We start from the raw sequence: 20,383 nt of genomic DNA, 5'->3' as shown, positions 1-20,383 counted from the left end.
GGTTCGGCTAGCCGTGCCGGCCAGTGCCGAAGCGTCCGCCCTTGCGATAGCGGATCAGCCAGTCGCCGGCGACCGCATCCATCGGGGTCGGCGTGATGTCGAAGGCCTTGAGGCCGCGACAATCGGCGTGGGCGATGCTGTCATGGGCGAGCATCTTCCACTGATCCTTGGTCATCGGCGCGCCGGGCAGGAAGCCGAAGCTGGAGATGAAGTCGCCGGCAATGCGCGGGAAGGCGGCAAGGTTGGGCTCCTGGCCCGACAGCTCGGCAATCTTCTCGTTCAATTCCATCATGGTCATGACGTCGGGACCGGCAATGTCCCAACCGTCGCCGCCATAAGTGTCGGGGTCGAGCGCGGCCTTGGCGATGGCCTCGCCCAGATCGCGCACGAACACCGGCTGGAATTTCGTCTGCGGCGCGAGCACCGGCGTCATCGGCAGTCTCATCATCCCGGCAAAGCGGTTGGTGAACTCGTCTTCGGGGCCGAAGACGACGCTCGGGCGCAGCATGGTGGCATTGGGAAAGGCTTCCCACACCGCCTCTTCGCCGGCCTTCTTGGTGTTCGAATAATTGCTGTCGCCCATCTCGCCGGCGCGCAGCGCGCTGATATGGACGAAGGCCTTCACCCCGGCTTTGGCCGCAGCCTCGGCGACGCGGCGCGGCGCATCGACATGCAGCGCCTTCTGCTTTTCCGTATCGAACGTGCCGACCAGGTAGACGACCGCATCGGCGCCCTCGACCGCAGCCTCGACCGACTTATCCTTGGTCACGTTGGCGGGCATCAGCTGGATCTGGCCGACCTTGGACAAAGGTTGGAGCGTATGCGCGCTCTTAGGGTTGCGCTCGGCAATGCGCAGCTGCGCACCGCGCTTCAGCAGCGCTTCGCTGGCATAGCGGCCGATGAATCCGCCGCCGCCGAAAAGGGTGACGAGTTTGGGGCTGTTGGGGTCGGACACGGGTAAATCGCCTCTTGTCGGATCACGCTAGGAAATGTTGCGCCCTCCCTAGGCGAGAGGGCGCCTATCCGACAAGCGCGTTTTAGGTCGGTAACGTTCCCTCTTTTCAGGCGGCCCTCAGCGTGGATCGGGGAGCGGTTCGCCCGGCTCGACGATGACGCCCTGCTCGACCGCTTCCTCGGCCTGCGGCGCGCGCGTCGGGAATTTGACCACCAGCATGATGATCACGCCGATGCTGAAGAGCGTGCCGACGATGTAGAATGGCAGGGTGGTCCCGGCGACTTCCGCACCGACCGTCGCCCCGGCAATCGCGGCGCCCAGCGGACGGCCGAAATTGGCGGTGGTCATGTAGAGCGTGAACTGCGTCGCCGCGACCTGCGGCTGGCACAGGCGCATCGCCAGCGGGATGGTGGCGACGGCGACCAGGGTCGACACGATCGCCTCGACCCACAAATAGGCGCTCACGAAACCGCCATCGGACCAGCGATCGGGCGACAGCGCGAAGGTCAGTGCATAGGCCGCGGTCAGCGCGAAAAGGATCATCGCACTGCGCTGTGCCCCGATGATGCGCACGGCAAGTCCGCCCAGCACCAGGGCGATGAGGCCCGCAGCGAACTGCGCGGCGGCGATGATGTCGGTATATTGCGAGGCTTCCCAACCGGCGAGCTCGGGGCCGAGCACCGGGAAGATGCTTTCCGAGATGCCGAGCGGCACTGCGCGCATGAGCAGCAGAACGAGCAGGACGATGCTCAGGGGCGCGAGCATGGCCTTGAGGCTGTCGCGGATGAGCGGCCACCACGCCTCGACCTGGATGGCGCGGTTGCGCGGATGCTCATCGCCCGCGGTCCAAGGGAGCAGCTTCTCGCCCTCGCGCTCGCGGATGATGATGCCGTAGAACAAGACGATCGCGACCACGGCGCCCGAAGCCATGTAGCCGGCGGCAACGCCCATATCTTCCATCAGGCGCCCGTTCATCCAGGTCGAGAAGCTCATGCCGAGCATCTGCGCCCCGAACATGATGCCGGCGGCGAAGGAGCGTTCGTCTTCCTCCATGATATCGACCGCTAGGCCGTCGATGCCGACATCCTGGAAGGTGACGGCCGCGTTGGCGGCGAAGGCGAGCGCGATGAGGAGCTGCACTTGGTCGGCACCGGGCTGCAGCGCCGCGCCAAGCAGGAGGATCGCGACCATGAGGAACTGCGCGCCGATGATCCATGCCCGGCGGCGGCCCATGGCGAGATAGGTGTAACGGTCCATCAGGAAGCCGTTGACGAATTTCAGCGTCCAGGGGAGCGAGGCTGCAGCGACCACCGAAGCGACTTCGTCGACGCTGCCGCCATTGGCGCCCAGCCATGCCGGGACCGCGAAGAAAAAGAGCCCGATCGGCACTCCCTGCGTGAAATAGAAAAGGAAGACGGTCGCGAGACGCAGCAACTTGTTCTGGGCGAGGATCATGCGGGTTCCTTTGGCTTGGTTCAGGCGGTGGCGGGGATTTCGGGGACTGGCTCGTCCTCGACCTGCGGCGTTTGCGCCTCGACGGCTTTAACCGACGCGACCGAGACAAGCGGCAGCTTGGTGAAGACCGCGATGATGCAGGCGACCAGCAGGATGCCGCCCAGCGCGAAATAGAGATATTGCGGCGCGTAGGAGGCAGTGATGCCGGCGGCGAGACCCGCACCCAGCGGGCGGCCGAAGTTCGAAAGCGCCATGTAGACGGTATATTGCGTCGCCGCGACGCTGGGATCGCAAAGGCGCATCCCCATCGGAATGGCCGCAACCGTGATCATCGTGGTCGCGAACGGGAAAGCGATGAGGATGGCGATGACGAGGCGGCTGTCGGTCCACTGGTCGGGCACGAGGGCGAAGGCGAAGCAGGCGATTGCGAGGGCCGCGAACAGCACGCGGAAGGCACGGGGTTCGCCGGTCTTGCCGACGATCCAGCCACCGATGGTCATAGCAAAGACACCGGCCCCCAACCCGAACATCGAGACACGGTCGGTATAGGTGGTGAGCTCCCAACCGGCGATTTCCTGACCGAGCACGGGGTGGAAAGTCTCGGCGACCCCGCTCGGCATCGAGCTGATCATGAAGGCGATGACGAACAGGATGCTCACCGGCTTTAGGATGGCGCGCACGCTGTTGCGCAGGAGTGGCCACCAGGCGCCGAGTTTGATTTCGAGGTTGCGCGGATGGGCGTTGCCCTTGGACCAGGGGAAACGCCGTTCGCCCTCGCGCTCCTTGAGAAGCAGCCCCATGAGCAGCACCGCGCCGACCACGGCCGCGCCTGTAAAGAAGGCCGCTGAAACCCCTTGCGCGGCAATGATACGCCCGGCGGCGAAGCTGGACGCCGCCATGCCGACCATGCCGGAGCCATACATGAGCCCGGCCGCGATAGAGCGCTCATCCTCTTCGAGAATGTCGACCGCCAGCCCGTCAATGCCGACGTCCTGCGTCGAGGCCCCGAAGCCGCAGGCCAGCGCGACGGCGGACAGCAGAGCGATGTCGGACGAGGGGGGCGAAATGAACGCGCTCAGCAGCAGCGCGCCGACCAGCACGGTCTGTGCGGTGATGATCCAGGCACGCCGGCGGCCCATGGGCAGGAAGGTATAGCGGTCCATCACCAGAGCGGTGAGGAACTTCCAGATCCAGAAGAACATGTAGGAGGAGACGACCTGCGCGGTTTCCACTGCAGTGCCGCCGTTCGATACGATCCACGCCGGGATGGCGACGAGGAAGAGGCCGTTGGGTACACCTTGCGTGAAATAGAAGGCCGACATCATGGTCAGCCGCAGCGGCTTGCTCTCAGCCAAGATCATGCAAAATGTCTCCCACCCCCGTGAAGGAAGGCGAGAGCCTGCGTCAGAATGTCAATAAGTGCAAGCTGGCCAGCAGCTTAGCGCTTGGTCTCTTCCATGCGTTGGCGGATCGTGTCGAAGACCGCGGGATAGAGCGGCGTCGTGAACGCACAGCCGGCAGTCCAGCCGTCATTCCAGCAGACCTGCGCCTCGATCGGCTGCAGGCCGGGCAGGGTAACCCACAGGCGCTCGCCATGCTTGGGGCTGTAGGACAAGTCGACGCAGCAACCGCCCGGCGAGAGGTTGCGAATCGTCGTCGGATAGGCCTTCGATCCCGGGTGGCGCGAGCGCACCTCGCCCTCGAGCGCCACGCGTTCCTCGCGGCGGGTCGATTCCATGTTCGTCCGTGCATTCATCGCCTGATTCTCCGGCACATGCTTCTGTTCGCCTGAGACATTGGCAAAATCCTGTTAAAAACCAGTTAAATAGGTTCCGGAACTGCGGGCGCGCGTGACTTTCCCGTTGACAGGGGCGCCCTCTCGCGAATAGAGCGCGCGGCCTACCGGCAATCCATGCCTGTGCCCAGGTGGCGGAATTGGTAGACGCACCGTCTTCAGGTGGCGGCGGGAGTAATCCCGTGGAGGTTCGAGTCCTCTCCTGGGCACCACTACAGCCGTAACGTCTTGTTGCGGCGAGATATTCTCGGTAATCAGCCCTTCGTTTGTCGCTCCGACGCTACAAAAGACGCTACAAATGCGTCCAGCCGGAGTTGGTTCTATGGGTATGGTCGTGCGCTACATCGCAAAGTTAAAAACAGGGCGGCTCCAATTCAGGCGCGCATATCCGAAACGTCTTCAGCCGCTTATTGGCGCTTCCGAGTTTGTCAGAACCTTTGGCTTTGCCAAACCCACGGACCCCGCCTTCATGGAGCGCTACAGCGACCTGATGGCCGAATACGACCGAATTGTTGGAATGGCGAAACGCGCGTCGGCTGGCGAGTATGATGAGCTCTCTCATGAGGTTGTGGAGTGGGCCGCCGAGGTCTTCAAAATCGAATGGCTCAGGGACAACGACGCAGCACGAGCAGACGGCACACTTTCGGATGAAAAGATAGAGGCCGATTCCATCGGTTTTTCGGACTACGTGGAGGACGCGAGTTCCAACGAAATTATTCGTCACTTTCGCGATGATGCCTTGCGGCTGGCCACGCAGGCTGGATTGGTCGTTGACCCGGCCAGCACTTCGTTTGCTCACTTGTGTCGCCGTCTGGCCGAAGCAAGATGCGAAGCAGCCAGCATCGCGCAAGCTCGCTTAAATGGTGCCATCGTTCCCACTCCTCTTGCTCCCTCCGTTCCCGAAGAGGCATCGCGTGGGCTGAGGCAGTCCGAAGCGCGCTTAGGTGCTAGTCCGGCTATCGGGTTTGTTACACTTGCCCGGGAAGAAGCTCAGCGTGTCACTAAGGAGCGCGGTGAGAGCACGCTCCAGGCGCTGCGAGCGGCTCTTCAGCTTTGGGAGCGGGAAAATGGTGACATTCCGCCGACCGCCATCACGCGTCTCATGGTGACCGAGTTTATCGACGTGCTGCGGTTGCTTCCCAAACAGTGGAAGAAGGCGAACAGCAAAGCGTCGCTGTCCGCCATTGCGGCGAAGGCTAAGGTGGCCGGCGGGCCGACGCTGGCAGCGAAAACCGTCGCTCAACACGTTGGCTCGCTCTCGGCCATTTGGAACCGCATGCTTTCGAGCGGGCGGTTGCCGGAAGGAGCCTCCAACCCCTTCGCAAAGCACAGCCTCCCTAAGCAGGCGAAGAGAAAGGCTGTTAAGGGGCTCACGCGCGATGAAGCTATCGCCATCTTTCAGACGCCGGTCTTTCGTGATGGCGAGCGTCCGCGCAACCTGAGGGGAGAAGCGGGCTATTTCTTGCCCTTGCTGTTGCTTGCAACCGGAGCGCGCCCCGAGGAGATTGCGCAGCTCGTCGTGGACGACTTGCGCTTTCACGATGGCAGGATGTGGCTTGAGATTTCGGCCAATGGCGACCATCCGCATGAGGCAAGTAGGCGCTTGAAAACCGAGGCCTCAGGGCACGGCGCGCGACGATTCCCGCTGCCCCAGTTTCTCATCCGCCTCGGCCTGAGTGACTACATCGATTGGCTAAAGGCGCATGGCGAGGTCGCCTTGTTTCCCTCGCTGCGCACGAAAGGGAAGCGCGACCTTCTTTTTGACAGCTTCACGGCTCCTTGGCGCGATTACCTGAAAAGCCACGGCATCGAGCCGATTTGCCGTCAGCCAGCACGCGGCTTCAGGCACCTTTGGACGACGGAAGCGCGCAAGGCGCACGTCCCGCAGGATGCTCAGGAGTACATCCAAGGCCATGCGCCCTCTGGACGTATGAACGCTGTCTATGGTGACCGCGAACCGTTGGGTTTGGAAATTGACAAGCTCGACTTTGCTTGGCTTCCGGAGAGCATCATGCCTTGGTCTAAGGCTTGAACGTGGTGCTCGTGGAGGGCATACTCAGCCAGCGCGACGACGGTGTTTGACGTCGCCTTATCCGCGAGAATCAGTCAGTTTCTCGATGAAACTAAAAATACGAATATATCTGCCGGGCAAAAGGCCTGTGCAGCGTGCATAGGTGTGTCGAATGGCGGACATTGAAAGACCTAATAGGTTTGAAATTGAAGACGAGCGTGAATCGCTCCTGAAGCTCGAGAAGGAGGGCGGAAAACCCAACGCCTCCTCAGAAATCTTGGCTTCGGATGTGCTCGTCGCCCCCGCGCACTTCCAGCCGCGCGGAGATAGCTTGGTCATGCGCTATGGCGCCTCTCGCAGCCATATCACCGAGATGGCCAAAGTCGTTTCCGGAGGAGGTAGGCTGGACCCGATGACGGTGGTGTCTTTTGGTCCGCGCTATGTCCTTCTTGATGGGCATCACCGGCTTGCCGCCTATCGCGAAGCAAACTTTTCTGGTGCGATTCCTGTCGAAGTTCTCGACTGCGATAAGGAAGGTTTGGACCGCATCAAGTGGGCAATGGCCGAGAGCTCCAAAAGGAACATCAAGGACAAGCTCCCGATGAGTAAAGACGACAAGCAGGATAACGCTTGGCGTATTACCGTCGCGCAAGGCTTGGAGTTGAGCAAGCGCGAGCTTCACGAGACATGCGGAGTGTCGGAGCGGAGTATCGGCAACATGCGGGCAGTTGCGAACAAGCTGTCCGCGTCTGGGTACGACGAAGCGGCGCTGCTCGGAATGAGTTGGCGTGGAGCACGCTGGGAGCTCGGTAGGCTCGAAGGGAATGCGGACGAAACGTCTCCCGATGCACGTCAGAAGCGCCTACGGCGTCTCTCGAAGAAGCTCGCTCCCATCTTGACGCAGCGCTTGGCTGCTAAGGACTTGCTTGAGGCGATGGAGTCCGCTCGACCTGGCATTGTGATTGAACTTGAAGCGGCCATCGCGGACCACAAGGAATTTGAGCGGCTCTCCAAGGAGTTGAACATTTAGGAAGCGGCCTTCGACCGCGCTAACAGGTTGCGGACAGTCGCGGGATGCCAACGTCCGCCCCTCGCAGTCCTGATGCTTCGCTCGTTTAGGCCGTCAGCCATCGCCCGCAGCGAGTGATGGCCTTCCGAGCGCATCGCTTCGATAACGGGCAGAACATCCGCTGCGTGTTCGTCCGCCGACCGCTTGATTTCATTTAGAGCTGCTTTGTTGCCCTTGTTGGCGCGGCGTAGAGCTCGAGCACCATTGGGGTTGCCCAATTTAACACCGCGTCGCTTGGCGGCTTGGAGAGCTGCAGACGTGCGCTGCGAGATGGCCTCGCGCTCCGCCTGAGCGATGACAGCGAGGATGCCGACAGTCATGTCGTTCACATCGGGATTGTCGGCGGCCACGAGCTTCGCGCCGCTATCTCGTAGCTGGAGCAGGAAAGCCGCATTCCGGGATAGCCTGTCGAGCTTCGCAACTACGAGTGTCGCATTCGTCACCTTCGCGTGGTGGAGGGCCTTTGCGAGCTCTGGGCGGTCGTCGCGCTTCCCAGTCTCAACCTCAACATACTCACCCAAAACGTTGCAGCCCCGGCTCGCGCAGAACCGTTGAACCGCCTCTCGTTGCGCCTCTAATCCTAAGCCGGACCGCCCCTGCGCCGCCGTCGAAACGCGTATGTAACTGACAACCTGCATGCCGCTTCCCTTGTATAAAATTGACTAACCACCATTAGGCCAAGTAATACGCATAAGTGAACAGGGACGGAAGGGCCAATACGGGTCCCATTCTTGCCATTTTGAGAGACTCTGTTCTTGTTCATGCAGGCGATTCAAAAATAGGGTTAAAGCTCCTTAGGTGCTGTTGTTGGTTGGTCCTTCTTGGGCTGTGCTCGCCATCCGTTTAAAATAGGGGTGGCTGGTGGGCGTCTTGCTGGCTATCCCTATCGGCGCCGAACGGGGGAGTTTGCGTGGGTACTACCGAACATACGTTGAATGACGCGATTGCGAACATTCTCAGGGAAACTAGAGCGGCTTGGGATGCAGACGGCGTTGTTGCCTCTGAGAACACGGGTGCCTTTTCTGGCAACAACCAGCGACCGGACATCTTGGTTTGCGAACCGCATACTTCACCGGTCGTAATCGAAACTGAAGTCTTGCCCGCGACGACAGTTGAGGTTGAGGCAAAGTCTCGCCTCGGGCAGACTCTGAGGTCGACCGGAAGGGTGGTTTTATCTGCTATCGCGCTACGCTTGCCGAAATCCTATCGAATGCTTGCGGGCAAGCCGCTCCGAGCATCCATTCGGGCCGAGACCGAATTTGAATTGTGCCTCTTTACCGGGGAATCTCCAACCGATTGTGAGCGATGGCCACGCGACGGTTGGTTGCGATGCAGTATAGAGGATATTTCTCGCTACGCACAATCGGCGGCCGTCCCGCCTAAGGTCATCGAAGATGCTGCGGAACAGCTCGTCTTGGGCGTTCAGCAAGCTGCCGCTCTTCTTAACGAACTCTCGACCGACAACCCGAAGTCAACGGAAGCTATCGCCAGCGATCTGCGTCAGCAGGACGAGGACCAAACGCGTAGGATGGCCGCAACCATGTTGGCCAACGCTTTTGTTTTTCACGAGACCCTTGCTGGTGGCTCTGGGAAATTGGGCAGTGTGCTTTCAGTCGATGAATTGCGCGCAAATAACCAGTTCACAAAATCCCATGTCTTGAAGCAATGGCGACGCATCCTAAAGGTCAACTATTGGCCTATCTTCGATATTGCATGTCGTGTTCTGACCCATATTCCGGCCGGACGAACACAGCCAATTCTTGAGATAATGGCGGAGACTGCTGAACGCTTGCTGCAGAACCAAATGATGCGGTCCCATGACCTAACAGGGGCCATCTTCCAGAAACTCATCACTGATAGGAAATTCCTCGCCGCGTATTACACGACCCCTGCAGCGGCCGCTTTGCTTGCGGGTCTAACGCTTCGTCCAAAGCAGACGCCTATGGGCTCCGATTGGTCTGACGAAGACGAGCTGCAGAAAATGAGGGTTGCCGATTTTGCGTGCGGAACCGGCACGCTCCTCTCTGCTGCCTATCAGCGGATGAGTCAGCTCATTGAGTTTGCCGGTGGTGAAGCCGCAAGCCTCCATCCGCATATGATGGCTGATGTTATCGTCGGATGTGACGTGCTTCCGGCCGCATCCCACCTCACGGCTTCTATGCTTGCAGGCGCACACCCGACCGTGAAGTTTGACCAAAGCCACATTCTTACAGTTCCTTACGGTCTGCAGCCTGACAAGAGCGTTGCACTCGGCTCGCTCGACTTGCTGAATCCTCAGAGGACCTTGGGCGTTCTCAATATTACCGCAAAGGCAGCAGAAGGTCTCGGCGAGAAAGAAAAGGAAATGTGGGCGGCTTTGCCCCACGACGCATTTCATCTCGTTCTAATGAATCCGCCGTTCACCAGACCCACAGGTCATGAAGGCGACAAGGTCGGCGTCCCCAATCCGATGTTTGCTGCATTTAGTTCTACTAAGGAAGAACAACGTCGAATGGGGTCGGCCATGAAGAAGCTGGCTGAGGGTACGTCTTACCATGGAAATGCGGGTGAGGCGTCGGCCTTCCTCGCGCTGGCCGATTGCAAGCTGTCGAAGGACGGCACATTGGGCCTTGTTATGCCCATGAGCCTTCTCGCAGGCGATGCTTGGGAAGCGTCTCGGAAGATTGTTCGCGAGAAATTTGGCGATTTGATTGTCTGCACAATTGCGGGTGCCGATGATGACGAGATGTCATTCTCAGCGGACACGGGAATGGCCGAGTGTTTGCTGACAGCCAGAAAAGGCAAAGGACGCAAAGGAAGGGCCCTATTCGTCGTCCTTTTCGAGCGGCCCGATTTCCCAATGCTTGGGTGGTCGCTCGCTGAGCAAATTGCGAACCTCCACGACAATGGTGCAGTTCGTAAGCTTGAAGACGGTCCGCTGGGTGGCACTCGCATTTCTTTTGGAAACGACCTGGTGGGATATGCGCTGGACGTCCCCATCAATGACACTGGTCACTGGAATGTCGCTCGCATTAGAGACCTCGCGCTGGCTCAAACGGCTCATCAAATCGCGGTCCATGGGATGGCATGGCTGCCGGGGATGCCTTCAAGAAACGCGGCGCAGAGTCTTCCGATGTCCACTGTCGGTCAAATCGCGGCGATTGGGCCATATCATATGGACGTCAACGCATCGGGGGCCGGCGGTACCGTCCGAGGGCCCTTCAAGGTAGTCTCGGCATCTGGAAGTCCAACCTATCCTATCCTTTGGGCGCACGAGGCAGATCGTGAGCGGACCATCGTATTTGAGGCGGAAGCAGAAGGCGAAGTGAAGGTCGGGAAAGACTCAGACGAAGTCGATCTCATCTCTCGCAAGGTCACCGCTTTGCAGGCTACTGCCTCCCACGCCCACTTTAACCGCGATTGGCGCTTCAACTCCCAATCGACCGGCATGCAGTTCTCAAATCGCAAGGCGATTGGTGGGCGAGCTTGGCTCTCCATCAAAGTCGGCGACGAAAAGCGAGAGAAGGTGCTCGCTCTCTGGGGTAACACTTCTGTCGGCAGTCTCATGTATTGGTGGCATGCGAACAAGCAGCAAGCGGGTCGAGGTAGCATTGGGAAAAACGCACTCGAAGATTTGCCAGTGCTCGACCTTACTTCCCTCTCCGACAAGCAACTCGATAAGGCTGCGGAAGTCTTCAAAAACTTCCAAAGCAAAGAGTTACAGCCTCTTCACGAAATAGCGAATGACCAAGTTCGTGCGGCACTCGACGAAGCATTTTTCACAGAGGTCTTCGGTTGGCCAGCCGCTCTTTTCGTTGCCAACGGTCCAATGGACCTTCTTCGGCAAAAGATGGGTGACGAGCCGTCGATTCACGGCGGACGGTAATAACAGGCTCGCATACCTTACAAACAGGCGCTACAAAACTGGCGTTGGAGCTTGCAGAAAAGTCGCGATTTTAGGGAAAAATCATCAATTGGCGCCAGTCCTCTCCTGGGCACCATTTTTCCTATATGACAGCATCTTGCGCCGTGCTGGCGCGTGCCCAATTGGTTCCGAAACGGACCAATTAGCGAGATTTGATTCAGGCTGATTGCGGCAGAATGCTTCCGTGCCGATCGCATGGGAGGAAATTCGTGTCGCGCAGAGCCAATCTTGTCACCATCGCGGCGGTGGCGTGCATCTATCTCACGGCCCGGCTGGCCGGGTTCGGCATGGTGGCTACGGCTTGCTTCGTCGTGCTGCTCGCGATCCTCGTCATCAACGATGCGCGCATCTGGAAGATGACGCGCCAGCAGAATCGCAACCTGTCGCGCCAGTCCGAGCAGCGCCGTGTCGCGCTGGAAGAATTGGAAGAATCCAATCGCTTGCTCCTGATGACCGAGGCGACCGCGCATGTCGGGCATTGGAGGATCGATCTGGAATCGGAAGAGCTCTACTGGTCCGACGAAACCTGCCGCATCCATGGCGTGCCCGCCGGCTGCAAGCCCGAAATGTCCAAGGCGATCGAATTCTTCCATCCCGACGATCGTCACATCGTCACGGACGCCGTCGACCATGCGGCGCGCACGGGCGAGGGCTATCGCTTCACGGCAAGGCTCGTGCGAGAGGATGGCGAGATCCGCACGGTCGAATCTGTCGCCAAGGTCGAACAGGACGAGAAGGGACACGCCATCGGCCTGTTCGGTGTCTTCTGGGACCGGACCGAGGAGTTGCAGCGCGAGGATGCGCTGCGCCGGGCTCTGAAGGCGGCGAAGCATGCGACCTCGGCCAAAAGCCGCTTCCTTGCCAATATGAGCCATGAAATCCGCACGCCGATGAATGGGGTCATCGGCTTTACCGACCTGCTGCTCGCCGAGCCTTTGTCTGAGAGGCAGCGCCGCTATGTCCAGCTCATCAGCGACAGTGGCCGCTCGATGCTGCAGCTGCTGAACGACATTCTCGATATCTCCAAGATTGAAGCGGGCAGCCTCGAACTGGCCGTAGAACCGGTCGATATCCGCGCCAAGCTGGAGGATTGCGCCGACATCATGCGTGCTGCGGCGGAAGCGAAGGGCATATCGATTACGGTCGAGGTGGCCGATGACGTGCCGCAGCTGATCGCCGGGGACCGGCTGCGCTTTCGCCAGATCCTGCTCAACCTGCTCGGCAATGCGGTGAAGTTTACCGACGAGGGAGGGGTGGTGATGAACGCGCATGTCGAGCTGGGCGACGGCGCGCGCGAACTGGTCATCGATGTCATCGACAGCGGGATTGGGATCGGCAAGGCGAAACGCGAGATGGTCTTCCAGAGCTTCGGCCAGGCCGATGCAACGACGGCGCGCAAGTTTGGAGGATCGGGCCTTGGCCTTTCGATCAGTCGCAACCTCGCCGAACTGATGGACGGATCGCTCGAGGTCGAAAGCGAACTCGGCGTCGGGTCCACCTTCACCATCCGCCTGCCGATCAAGGAAGTCGCGGTCCGCAAGCTGGAAGACATGGCGGAGGCGCGGCGCGCGTCCAGCCCCGGCAAGGGACGCGTCCTCATCGCCGAAGACAATGAGGTCAACCAGATGCTGTCCAAAGCGATGTGCGAGCGCCTGGGCCTCGAAAGCGATATTGCCGAGAATGGCCGCGAGGCGGTCGAGAAGATCGAGCTGGCGCGCGAGACCGGCCACTTGCACGATCTCATCCTCATGGACCTGCAGATGCCCGAAATGGACGGGCTGGAGGCAACGCGGAACCTGCGCGCGATCGGCTATGATGCCGAACGCCTGCCCATCGTTGCGCTGACCGCCAACGCCTTCCGTGAAGATATCGATGCCTGCCTCGCTGCCGGCATGCAGGATCATCTCACCAAGCCGGTGCGACTGGAGGATATGCAGGCGATGCTCGCCAAGTGGATGCCGCGGCATGCTGGCGGCGATCCGGTCGAGGAGGTGCGCGCTGCGGTCTAGGCAGCGGCGCGGCGAGTGCCTATCGTCGCGGCCATGACATTATACGCCTTGGATGACCTTGAGCCGACGCTCGACGAGGGCGCCTGGGCCGCGCCATCGGCCGACCTCATCGGCGATGTGCGGTTGGCCAAGCGCGCCAGCGTCTGGTTTGGCGCCGTCATCCGCGCTGACAATACGCCGATTATTCTTGGCGAGGACACCAACTTTCAGGATGGCGCGATCGGCCATTCGGATCCCGATGCACCGCTTACCATCGGTTCGCGCTGCACGATCGGGCACCAGGCCATCCTGCATGGCTGCACGATCGAGGATGAAGTGCTGGTCGGCATGGGCGCGCGCATCCTCAACCATGCTAAGATTGGCGCGCAGTCGATCGTCGGCGCGGGCGCATTGGTGACCGAAAAGAAGGAATTCCCGCCCCGCAGCCTGATCGTCGGCGCACCCGCCAAGGCGATACGGACGCTGGACGACAATGTCATCGAGATGCTCCGCGCCTCGGCCAAACTCTACGCCAAAAAAGCTGTGCAATACGCGACGGGCCTCAAGGCACAGGACTGATACCGGGTCACAAAACGGAACCTCGCTTACATCGCCGCTTCTTGAACCCCTTGAGACCCTTACGCATTTCAGGGTCATGATTGATATCCGACCCTTCGCCACATTGGGCCATGCGAACCATGGCTGGCTCAATGCCCGTCACCATTTCAGCTTTGCCAACTACCATGACCCGCAGCGCATGAACTGGGGCCCCATTCGTGTGTGGAACGACGACGAGATCGCCGCGCAGTCGGGCTTCCCGCCGCATCCGCATCGCGACATGGAAATCATCACCTATGTCCGCAAAGGCGCGATCACCCATGAGGATTCGATGGGCAACAAGGGCCGCACCGGTGCGGGCGATGTCCAGGTCATGAGCGCCGGGCGCGGCGTCATGCATGCCGAGTATAACCTTGAGGACGAGCAGACGACCTTGTTCCAGATCTGGATCGAGACCGCCAAGCCGGGCGTCGAGCCGGGCTGGGGGCAGATGCCGTTTCCCAAGGACGAACGCGACGGCGCCTTCCAGGTGCTGGCCAGCGGCGATCCCGACGATGGCGCGTTGACCTTCCATGCCGATGGCGAGGTGCTCGGCGCGACGTTGAAGGCCGGCAATAGCCTGACGTACGAGAGCAAGCCCGGTCGCTATCTCTACCTCGTCCCGTCGGCGCCGATCCGCATCAACGGCAAGGACGCCCAGGGCCGCGATGGCATCGCCATCAAGGATGAGGGCCAACTGACCATTGAGGCACTCGATGAGGATGTCGAACTGGTGCTGGTCGACGCGGCGTGACGATGCATCGCTAACCGCTTGCATATGCGGGCAAAGACGTTAGTCCAGCCCGCATCATGTACCGGTTGAATCTCTCTGTCCGGGCCCTGCTCGCGGCCCTCGTTCTTGCCCTGCTTCCCGCCACTGCTGCCGCGCAGGAGACGGGCAACGTCGTCGCGCCTGCGCCTGCCCAGCCGCAGGATCGCGGCGATGTGATCGGGCCCGACAGCCTGCGCGATTTCTCGCTCGACCCCAATGCGCCTGCGCAGCCGCGCCAGCAGCAGCCGCAACAGCCGCAGACCCAGCCGGACACCACGCCACCGCCAGCGGAAACGACACCGCCGCCAACCCAGCTGCCGACCCGCCAGGCCCCGCCGCCCGCGCAGAGCGCGCCTGCACCGGTCGAGGCGCAGCCGACGGCCCCCGCGCCCGCACCGCAGCGCGAAATCACGCTGCCGCCGCTCGAGGGTCTTGAGGACACTGTCGATCCCGATCTTGAGGTCGAAGGTTTCGACCCGCAGCCGTTCGACCCGGCCGATCTCGATGCCGATACGGGCGCAATGGGCGTCGGCTGGTGGTTGCTGGCGATCCTGCCCGTCATCCTGGTCTTCGGCGCGTTCGTGGCGATCCGTCGCCGCTCGCGCACCCGCGCTGCGCTGGCCGGTGGCGGCGAGATGGTGATGGAGCGCGACGTCGCGCCCGAGCCGGAGCCCGCACCGGCGCCTGCGCCCGAACCGGCACCGGCACCGGCTCCCGAACCGGCGGCACCTGTCGGCGGCATCGTTGCTAGCGGACTGAAGCCCGAGCTCGAGGCCAAGGCGCGGCTCAATGTCGCAGTCGTCGACGGCGAGAATTTCTGGGTCGAATATCGCCTGCTCGTCGCCAATGTGGGCGGTGCGGGCGCGCGCGACATTCGTGTCGACACCGCCATCCTGCCCGCCGGTCCCGACCAGCAGGAAATGATCGCCCAATTCGAAGCGCATCCCGATATCGGCAAGGGCGACCCGGCGATCGAGCGCCTCGCGCCGATGGAGGATGTCATGCTGCAGGGCCGCGTCTCGGTCCCGCTCGCCCAATCGCGCATCGCGCAGGTTGGCGATCGCAAGATCATCATGCCGATCCTGGCCTTCACGCTCCGCCGTGCTGCCAATGCCGAGAGCGCCGTGCCCGTCGCTGCGGGCACGTTCGCCTACATGATCGGACGCGAAGGCGGTGCCGACGGCAAGCTGGCGCCGATCCGTGTCGATCTCGGTTCGCGCCAATTCCGCGACGCGACGCTCAAGGAAATCTAGAGCGGTTCGTTATTGTAGGTATGCCAGGCGAGGATCGCGGCGCTCCCGCGATGCGGCGACCATGGCTCGGCCCATTCGCGCACCAGTTTTTCGGGCGGGCGCTCCTCGCGCTCCAGCAGCCGGCCCAATTGCACCTGCACGGCAAGGTCGCCGGCAGGAAAGACGTCCTGTCGCCCCTCGCTGAACAGCAAGTAGATTTCGGCTGACCAGCGGCCAATGCCCTTGATCTTCGTGAGTTCGGCAATTGCTTCTTCGTCATCCTTGGGGAGGTGGTCGAAATTGACCTCGCCATCTTCCACCATCCCGCAGAGGCTGCGCATGTAGCCGGCTTTCTGGCGCGACAGCCCGGCCTCGCGCAGCGTTGCATCGTCGGCGGCGCGGATCGCAGCAAGGTCCGGATCGGCGCCATAGGCATTTTCGAGCTTGTTCCACATGGACGAGGCTGCAGCGACGCTGACCTGCTGTCCCACGATCGTCCGCATCAGGGTAACATGACCCGTGGGCCGGAGGCGCGGCTCGGGGCGGCCATAGGTCTCGATGGCGCGCGCGAAAGCCGGCTCGAGTCCGCACAGCGCATCGACACAGGCGTCGAGACTGGCCTGCGTCGCGACCATCAGGCCCCGCGTCCTGCAATGCTCGCCGCGTAGAGGCTGATGGCGGCGGCGTTGGAGACGTTGAGGCTTTCCATGCGCTCGCTGATCGGCAGCTTGGCGAGCGCGTCGCAATGATCGCGCACATTGGCGCGCATGCCTGGGCCTTCGGCGCCCAGCACCAGCGCGACCCGCTTGGGGCCCAGCGCCTCGGCCAGCGTGGTGTCGGCTTCGCCCGCCAGCCCGATACGCCAGAAACCGGCCTCGGCCATTTCATCCAGTGCACGGGCGAGATTGACGACGCGCACCCACGGCACGGTCTCCAGCGCGCCCGATGCGGCCTTGGCCAGCGCGCCGCCTTCGGGCGGGGCGTGGCGGTCCTGCGTGACGATGGCGGCGACGTCGAAGGCCGCGGCCGAGCGCAGGATCGCGCCGACATTGTGCGGGTCGGTGACCTGGTCGAGCACGAGGATGGTCGATTTCTCGTCCGCCTCGGCGAGCACGTCGCCCAGCCAGATATCTTCCAATGGCTCGCATTCGATCACGACGCCCTGGTGCGGCGCATCGTGCGGGACGAGGCGGGCAAGGTCGGTGACCTCGGCGCGGACCACCTGCACTTCGCTCGGGAAGTTCATGTAATTGGCCATTTCCTGCGTGGTCCAGGCCTTGAGGACCGTGCGGTCGGGATTGTCCAGAGCAGCGGCGACTGCATGCTTGCCCCAGAAGCGGGGCCGATTGGGGTTATCCCCGCGCTTGCCTTTACGTTTGCGTGCCATGGCCCGCCTCATGCGGCGCTGGCGCGGGCTTTACAAGTGCGCGCGCAACGGGAATCCTCATCAATTCTCGAATGGAATGGGGGGCTTATCCATGAGAACAGCAATTTTCAGCCTTGTTGCCGCCGGCCTGATGGTCGTCGGATGCACGCAAACTGCCGAGAGCGGCGATGCCGGCGCCGATGTGGCGGCGACCGATACGACTGAGCGCAACAAGCGGCTCGCGCGCGAATTTTACGAGAATCTCTGGTTCTCCAACAATACGTCGGTCTACGCCGACTATGTCGCCGACGAATATGTCGTGCATGACCTTGGCGAGCGCAAGAATGTGACCGAGCAGGCGATCGAGCAGAAGAATATCGCCGATTTCTTCCACGGCATGGGGACCATGACCGGCGAGATGGATTACCAGATTGCCGAGGGTGACATGGTGGCCAACCGCTGGTGGCTCAGCCTGTCCGATATTTCCGAACAGGGCCAGGCGATGGGCATGCAGCCGTTCGAGCGGGTCGCGATTATCAACGTCTTCCGCTTCAACGAAGAGGGAAAGATCGTCGAGATCTGGAACCACCGCCACGACGTCGAACTACCGCGACCGCCGGAACGGCATGACGCCTAGCGCAGGATACTTTCGAGCTTCTTGCCGCGGGCCAGTTCGTCGACGAGCTTGTCGAGCCAGCGGACCTTCTGTTCCAATGGATCCTCGATGTCCTCGACACGCTTGCCGCAGACGACGCCGTTGATCTCGCCGACATTGGGATGAAGCTGCGGGGTTTCTTCGAAGAATTGCGCAAACGTCGTCTTGCGCTCGATCTGGTCGGCGAGGCCGGCATCGTCATAGCCGGTCAGCCACTTGGTGACCGTATCCAATTCATCCTTGGTGCGCCCCTTCTTCTCCACCTTCTGGAGATACATCGGGTAGATCATCGCGAATTCATACTCGCCGATGGTCTTGCGCGGCATGACTAGCGCGCGCCTTCGGCGTCCAGTGCATAGCCTGCGGCGCGGACGGTGCGGATCAGGTCGGGGCCGCCATGTTCGTTCAAGGCAATGCGCAGGCGACGGATGTGGACGTCGACGGTGCGCAGTTCGATATCCTCGCTATGCGGCCAGACGGTCTCGAGCAATTGCTGGCGCGAAAAGACGCGGCCGGGATTTTCGAGGAAGTGGCGGAGCAGGCGATATTCGGTTGGGCCGACCTGGATCGGCTCGCCGTCGCGGCGGACGCGGTGCGCGGCGAGGTCCATCTCGATACCGGCATATTCGAGCTGTTCGGCGGCAAGCGCGGGGCGGACGCGGCGCAGCACGGCGCCAGCACGCGCGACCAGTTCCTTGGGGCTGAACGGCTTGGTGATGTAATCGTCGGCGCCGGTTTCGAGGCCGCGGATGCGATCATCCTCTTCGCCGCGCGCGGTCAGCATGATGATCGGGAGGTTGGCGGTATTCTGGCGGCGGCGCAGGCGGCGGCAAACCTCGATGCCGCTAATACCCTCGATCATCCAGTCGAGGAGGATAAGGTCGGGGGTGATTTCCTCGGCGAGGATCAGCGCCTCTTCGCCATCGCCGGTGCGGGTGACGTCGTAGCCGGCCCGATCGAAATGATAGGTGACGAGATCGGCCAGTGCGCGATCATCTTCAACCAGCAATAGCTTCTTGTCCGACATGCGCTTCGACCCCTTTTTCCGCTCTAACCCTAAACGGTATCGTCTGCGTTCAATGCGTCGGCCATCCGCCCGCCGGTGGCTGCATAATAGACCATCTCGGCAATGTTGGTGGCATGATCGCCGACACGTTCGATATTCTTGGCGACGAACAGCAACTGCGTCGCGTGACCGATATTGTGGCTGTCTTCCATCATGTGCGTGAGCAGGGTGCGGAAGATCGAATTGTAGAAATCGTCGACCGCCTGGTCGCGGCGCGCGACGCGCAAGGCCGTCTCGGCATCGCGTTCGACAAAGGCGTTGAGGACATCGTGCACCATCTCTGTCGCGATGCGCGCCATTTCGGGCATCAGCGACAGCGGCTCGATGGCAGGCGCGCTTTCCAGCTCTTCGACGCGGCGGGCGATATTCTTGGCATAATCGCCGATCCGCTCGACCACGTTGGAAATCTTGAGCGCGGCGACGACGTCGCGAAGGTCGCCGGCGAGCGGCGCGCGCAATGCGATCGTCTCGATGGCGCGGCGTTCGGTCTCGGTTTCCAGCTCATCGAGGCGGCGATCGGCCTCGACGACCTTGCGCGCACCTTCGATGTCACGCTGCGTCAGGCAGCGCATGCTCTCGCGAATCTGGTGCTCGGCAAGCCCGCCCATCTGGCTGATGAGCGCACGCAACTGGTCGAGGTCTTCGTCGAAGGCCTTGAGCGTGTGCGCCCCGATGAGCGACTCGTTTTCGGTAGGATCAACCATAGCGACCGGTGATGTAGTCCTGCGTGCGTTGCTTGGCAGGATTGGTGAAGATCCGGCCGGTTTCGCCATATTCGACGAGCGTGCCCAAGTGGAAGAAGGCGGTGCGCTGCGACACGCGCGCGGCCTGCTGCATGTTATGCGTGACGATCGCGATGGCATATTTGCCGCGCAGTTCGTGGATCAATTCCTCGATCTTGGCCGTCGCGATGGGATCGAGCGCCGAGCAGGGCTCGTCCATCAGGATCACTTCAGGATCGACCGCGATGGCGCGCGCGATGCACAGGCGCTGCTGCTGGCCGCCCGACAGGGCCGTGCCGCTTTCCTCGAGGCGGTCCTTCACTTCGTCCCACAGGCCGGCGCGGCGAAGCGACTGTTCGACCACTTCGTCCATTTCCGCCTTGTTGGTGGTGAGACCGTGGATACGGGGCCCGTAGGCGATGTTCTCGTAGATCGATTTGGGGAAGGGGTTGGGCTTCTGGAACACCATGCCGACGCGTGCGCGCAGCTGGACGACGTCCATGGCAGCGGCGTGGATGTCTTCGCCGTCCAGCTCGATATGCCCGGTGACGCGGGCCGAGGGGATAGTGTCGTTCATACGGTTCAGGGTGCGCAGGAAGGTCGACTTGCCGCAGCCCGAAGGGCCGATGAAGGCAGTGACCTTGTCATCGAAAATGTCGATCGAGACGCCCTTGATGGCCTGCTTGTCGCCATAGAAGACGTCGACATTCTCGGCACGCATCTTGGGCGGCCCGTTGGTGGCCGGCGCCGTGCTTGCGTCCTGGGTGGTGGTGTTGGTGTCGTTCATTGGTGGGAC

General features: G+C 61.6%; 19 protein-coding genes and 1 tRNA gene. 9 read left to right on the top strand and 11 right to left on the bottom strand.

The window, feature by feature from the left end; all coding sequences use genetic code 11:
• Positions 1 to 7: 7 nt before the first annotated feature.
• The 4 genes from NDO55_RS07585 to NDO55_RS07570 all read right to left on the bottom strand — a co-directional run bounded on the left by NDO55_RS07585 (position 8) and on the right by NDO55_RS07570 (position 4,166).
• On the bottom strand, positions 8 to 955 hold the full coding sequence (locus NDO55_RS07585) for a complex I NDUFA9 subunit family protein (RefSeq protein WP_252113946.1): 948 nt from the start codon (positions 953 to 955) through the stop codon (positions 8 to 10).
• Positions 956 to 1,072: 117 nt separating this feature from the next.
• The gene (locus NDO55_RS07580) at positions 1,073 to 2,410 is read right to left on the bottom strand and encodes an MFS transporter (RefSeq protein ID WP_252113944.1); all 1,338 of its coding nucleotides are present in this window, start codon (positions 2,408 to 2,410) and stop codon (positions 1,073 to 1,075) included.
• A gap of 20 nt (positions 2,411 to 2,430) precedes the next feature.
• Entirely contained in the window at positions 2,431 to 3,771 is a 1,341-nt protein-coding gene (locus NDO55_RS07575; RefSeq protein ID WP_252113942.1) for an MFS transporter, read from the bottom strand.
• Between the two features lie 77 nt (positions 3,772 to 3,848).
• Positions 3,849 to 4,166 (bottom strand): PilZ domain-containing protein, encoded by a 318-nt coding sequence (locus NDO55_RS07570; RefSeq protein WP_252113941.1) that lies wholly within the window; start codon positions 4,164 to 4,166, stop codon positions 3,849 to 3,851.
• A gap of 164 nt (positions 4,167 to 4,330) precedes the next feature.
• On the opposite strand from NDO55_RS07570, the gene NDO55_RS07565 reads away from it, so the two are divergent.
• The 3 genes from NDO55_RS07565 to NDO55_RS07555 all read left to right on the top strand — a co-directional run bounded on the left by NDO55_RS07565 (position 4,331) and on the right by NDO55_RS07555 (position 7,246).
• Positions 4,331 to 4,417: transfer RNA gene (locus NDO55_RS07565), tRNA-Leu, on the top strand.
• 110 nt (positions 4,418 to 4,527) lie between these two features.
• Entirely contained in the window at positions 4,528 to 6,237 is a 1,710-nt protein-coding gene (locus tag NDO55_RS07560) for a site-specific integrase (RefSeq protein WP_252113939.1), read from the top strand.
• A 151-nt stretch (positions 6,238 to 6,388) separates the two neighbouring features.
• Complete coding sequence (locus tag NDO55_RS07555; RefSeq protein WP_252113937.1) at positions 6,389 to 7,246, top strand: ParB/RepB/Spo0J family partition protein; 858 nt, start codon at positions 6,389 to 6,391, stop codon at positions 7,244 to 7,246.
• On the opposite strand, the gene NDO55_RS07550 is transcribed toward NDO55_RS07555, so the two are convergent.
• Positions 7,243 to 7,923, bottom strand: coding sequence for a recombinase family protein (locus tag NDO55_RS07550; RefSeq protein WP_252113935.1), 681 nt, complete (start codon positions 7,921 to 7,923; stop codon positions 7,243 to 7,245). The genes NDO55_RS07555 and NDO55_RS07550 overlap by 4 nt on opposite strands.
• 272 nt (positions 7,924 to 8,195) lie before the next feature.
• Here NDO55_RS07550 and NDO55_RS07545 point away from each other — a divergent pair, with 272 nt between their 5' ends.
• The 5 genes from NDO55_RS07545 (at position 8,196) to NDO55_RS07525 (ending at position 15,799) form a co-directional block, all read left to right on the top strand.
• Entirely contained in the window at positions 8,196 to 11,150 is a 2,955-nt protein-coding gene (locus tag NDO55_RS07545; RefSeq protein ID WP_252113933.1) for a DNA methyltransferase family protein, read from the top strand.
• Positions 11,151 to 11,398: 248 nt separating this feature from the next.
• Complete coding sequence (locus NDO55_RS07540) at positions 11,399 to 13,198, top strand: ATP-binding protein (protein ID WP_252113931.1); 1,800 nt, start codon at positions 11,399 to 11,401, stop codon at positions 13,196 to 13,198.
• A gap of 33 nt (positions 13,199 to 13,231) precedes the next feature.
• Complete coding sequence (locus NDO55_RS07535; protein ID WP_252113929.1) at positions 13,232 to 13,756, top strand: gamma carbonic anhydrase family protein; 525 nt, start codon at positions 13,232 to 13,234, stop codon at positions 13,754 to 13,756.
• Positions 13,757 to 13,832: 76 nt separating this feature from the next.
• On the top strand, positions 13,833 to 14,528 hold the full coding sequence (locus NDO55_RS07530) for a pirin family protein (RefSeq protein WP_252113927.1): 696 nt from the start codon (positions 13,833 to 13,835) through the stop codon (positions 14,526 to 14,528).
• A gap of 56 nt (positions 14,529 to 14,584) precedes the next feature.
• A complete protein-coding gene (locus NDO55_RS07525; RefSeq protein WP_252113925.1) occupies positions 14,585 to 15,799 on the top strand; it encodes a hypothetical protein in 1,215 nt (404 codons plus the stop codon).
• Here NDO55_RS07525 and NDO55_RS07520 read toward each other — a convergent pair.
• Positions 15,796 to 16,413: a DNA-3-methyladenine glycosylase family protein gene (locus NDO55_RS07520; protein ID WP_252113923.1), complete on the bottom strand. Its 618-nt coding sequence runs from the start codon at positions 16,411 to 16,413 to the stop codon at positions 15,796 to 15,798. The two genes, NDO55_RS07525 and NDO55_RS07520, sit on opposite strands and share 4 nt — an antisense overlap.
• Positions 16,413 to 17,165, bottom strand: a complete 753-nt coding sequence (gene rlmB, locus NDO55_RS07515; RefSeq protein ID WP_252113921.1) for a 23S rRNA (guanosine(2251)-2'-O)-methyltransferase RlmB — start codon at positions 17,163 to 17,165, stop codon at positions 16,413 to 16,415. The genes NDO55_RS07520 and rlmB overlap by 1 nt, the downstream gene beginning before the upstream one ends.
• 91 nt (positions 17,166 to 17,256) lie before the next feature.
• On the opposite strand from rlmB, the gene NDO55_RS07510 reads away from it, so the two are divergent.
• Complete coding sequence (locus NDO55_RS07510) at positions 17,257 to 17,781, top strand: ester cyclase (RefSeq protein WP_252113919.1); 525 nt, start codon at positions 17,257 to 17,259, stop codon at positions 17,779 to 17,781.
• On the opposite strand, the gene NDO55_RS07505 is transcribed toward NDO55_RS07510, so the two are convergent.
• From NDO55_RS07505 to pstB, 4 genes are read right to left on the bottom strand one after another with little or no spacing between them, the layout of a single operon-like run.
• The gene (locus tag NDO55_RS07505) at positions 17,778 to 18,125 is read right to left on the bottom strand and encodes a DUF2200 domain-containing protein (protein ID WP_252113917.1); all 348 of its coding nucleotides are present in this window, start codon (positions 18,123 to 18,125) and stop codon (positions 17,778 to 17,780) included. The two genes, NDO55_RS07510 and NDO55_RS07505, sit on opposite strands and share 4 nt — an antisense overlap.
• A 2-nt stretch (positions 18,126 to 18,127) precedes the next feature.
• Complete coding sequence (gene phoB / locus NDO55_RS07500; RefSeq protein ID WP_252113915.1) at positions 18,128 to 18,826, bottom strand: phosphate regulon transcriptional regulator PhoB; 699 nt, start codon at positions 18,824 to 18,826, stop codon at positions 18,128 to 18,130.
• A gap of 29 nt (positions 18,827 to 18,855) precedes the next feature.
• On the bottom strand, positions 18,856 to 19,569 hold the full coding sequence (gene phoU, locus NDO55_RS07495) for a phosphate signaling complex protein PhoU (protein WP_252113913.1): 714 nt from the start codon (positions 19,567 to 19,569) through the stop codon (positions 18,856 to 18,858).
• A complete protein-coding gene (pstB, locus tag NDO55_RS07490; RefSeq protein WP_252113911.1) occupies positions 19,562 to 20,374 on the bottom strand; it encodes a phosphate ABC transporter ATP-binding protein PstB in 813 nt (270 codons plus the stop codon). Before pstB ends, phoU begins: the two co-directional genes overlap by 8 nt.
• Between the last annotated feature and the right edge of the window lie 9 nt (positions 20,375 to 20,383).

The sequence above is a fragment of the Sphingomicrobium sediminis genome (genome assembly GCF_023805295.1).
Classification (GTDB): Bacteria; Pseudomonadota; Alphaproteobacteria; order Sphingomonadales; family Sphingomonadaceae; genus Sphingomicrobium; species Sphingomicrobium sediminis.
Note: the sequence above shows the minus strand (reverse complement) of the source record. Positions and strands in the feature narration are given on the sequence as shown.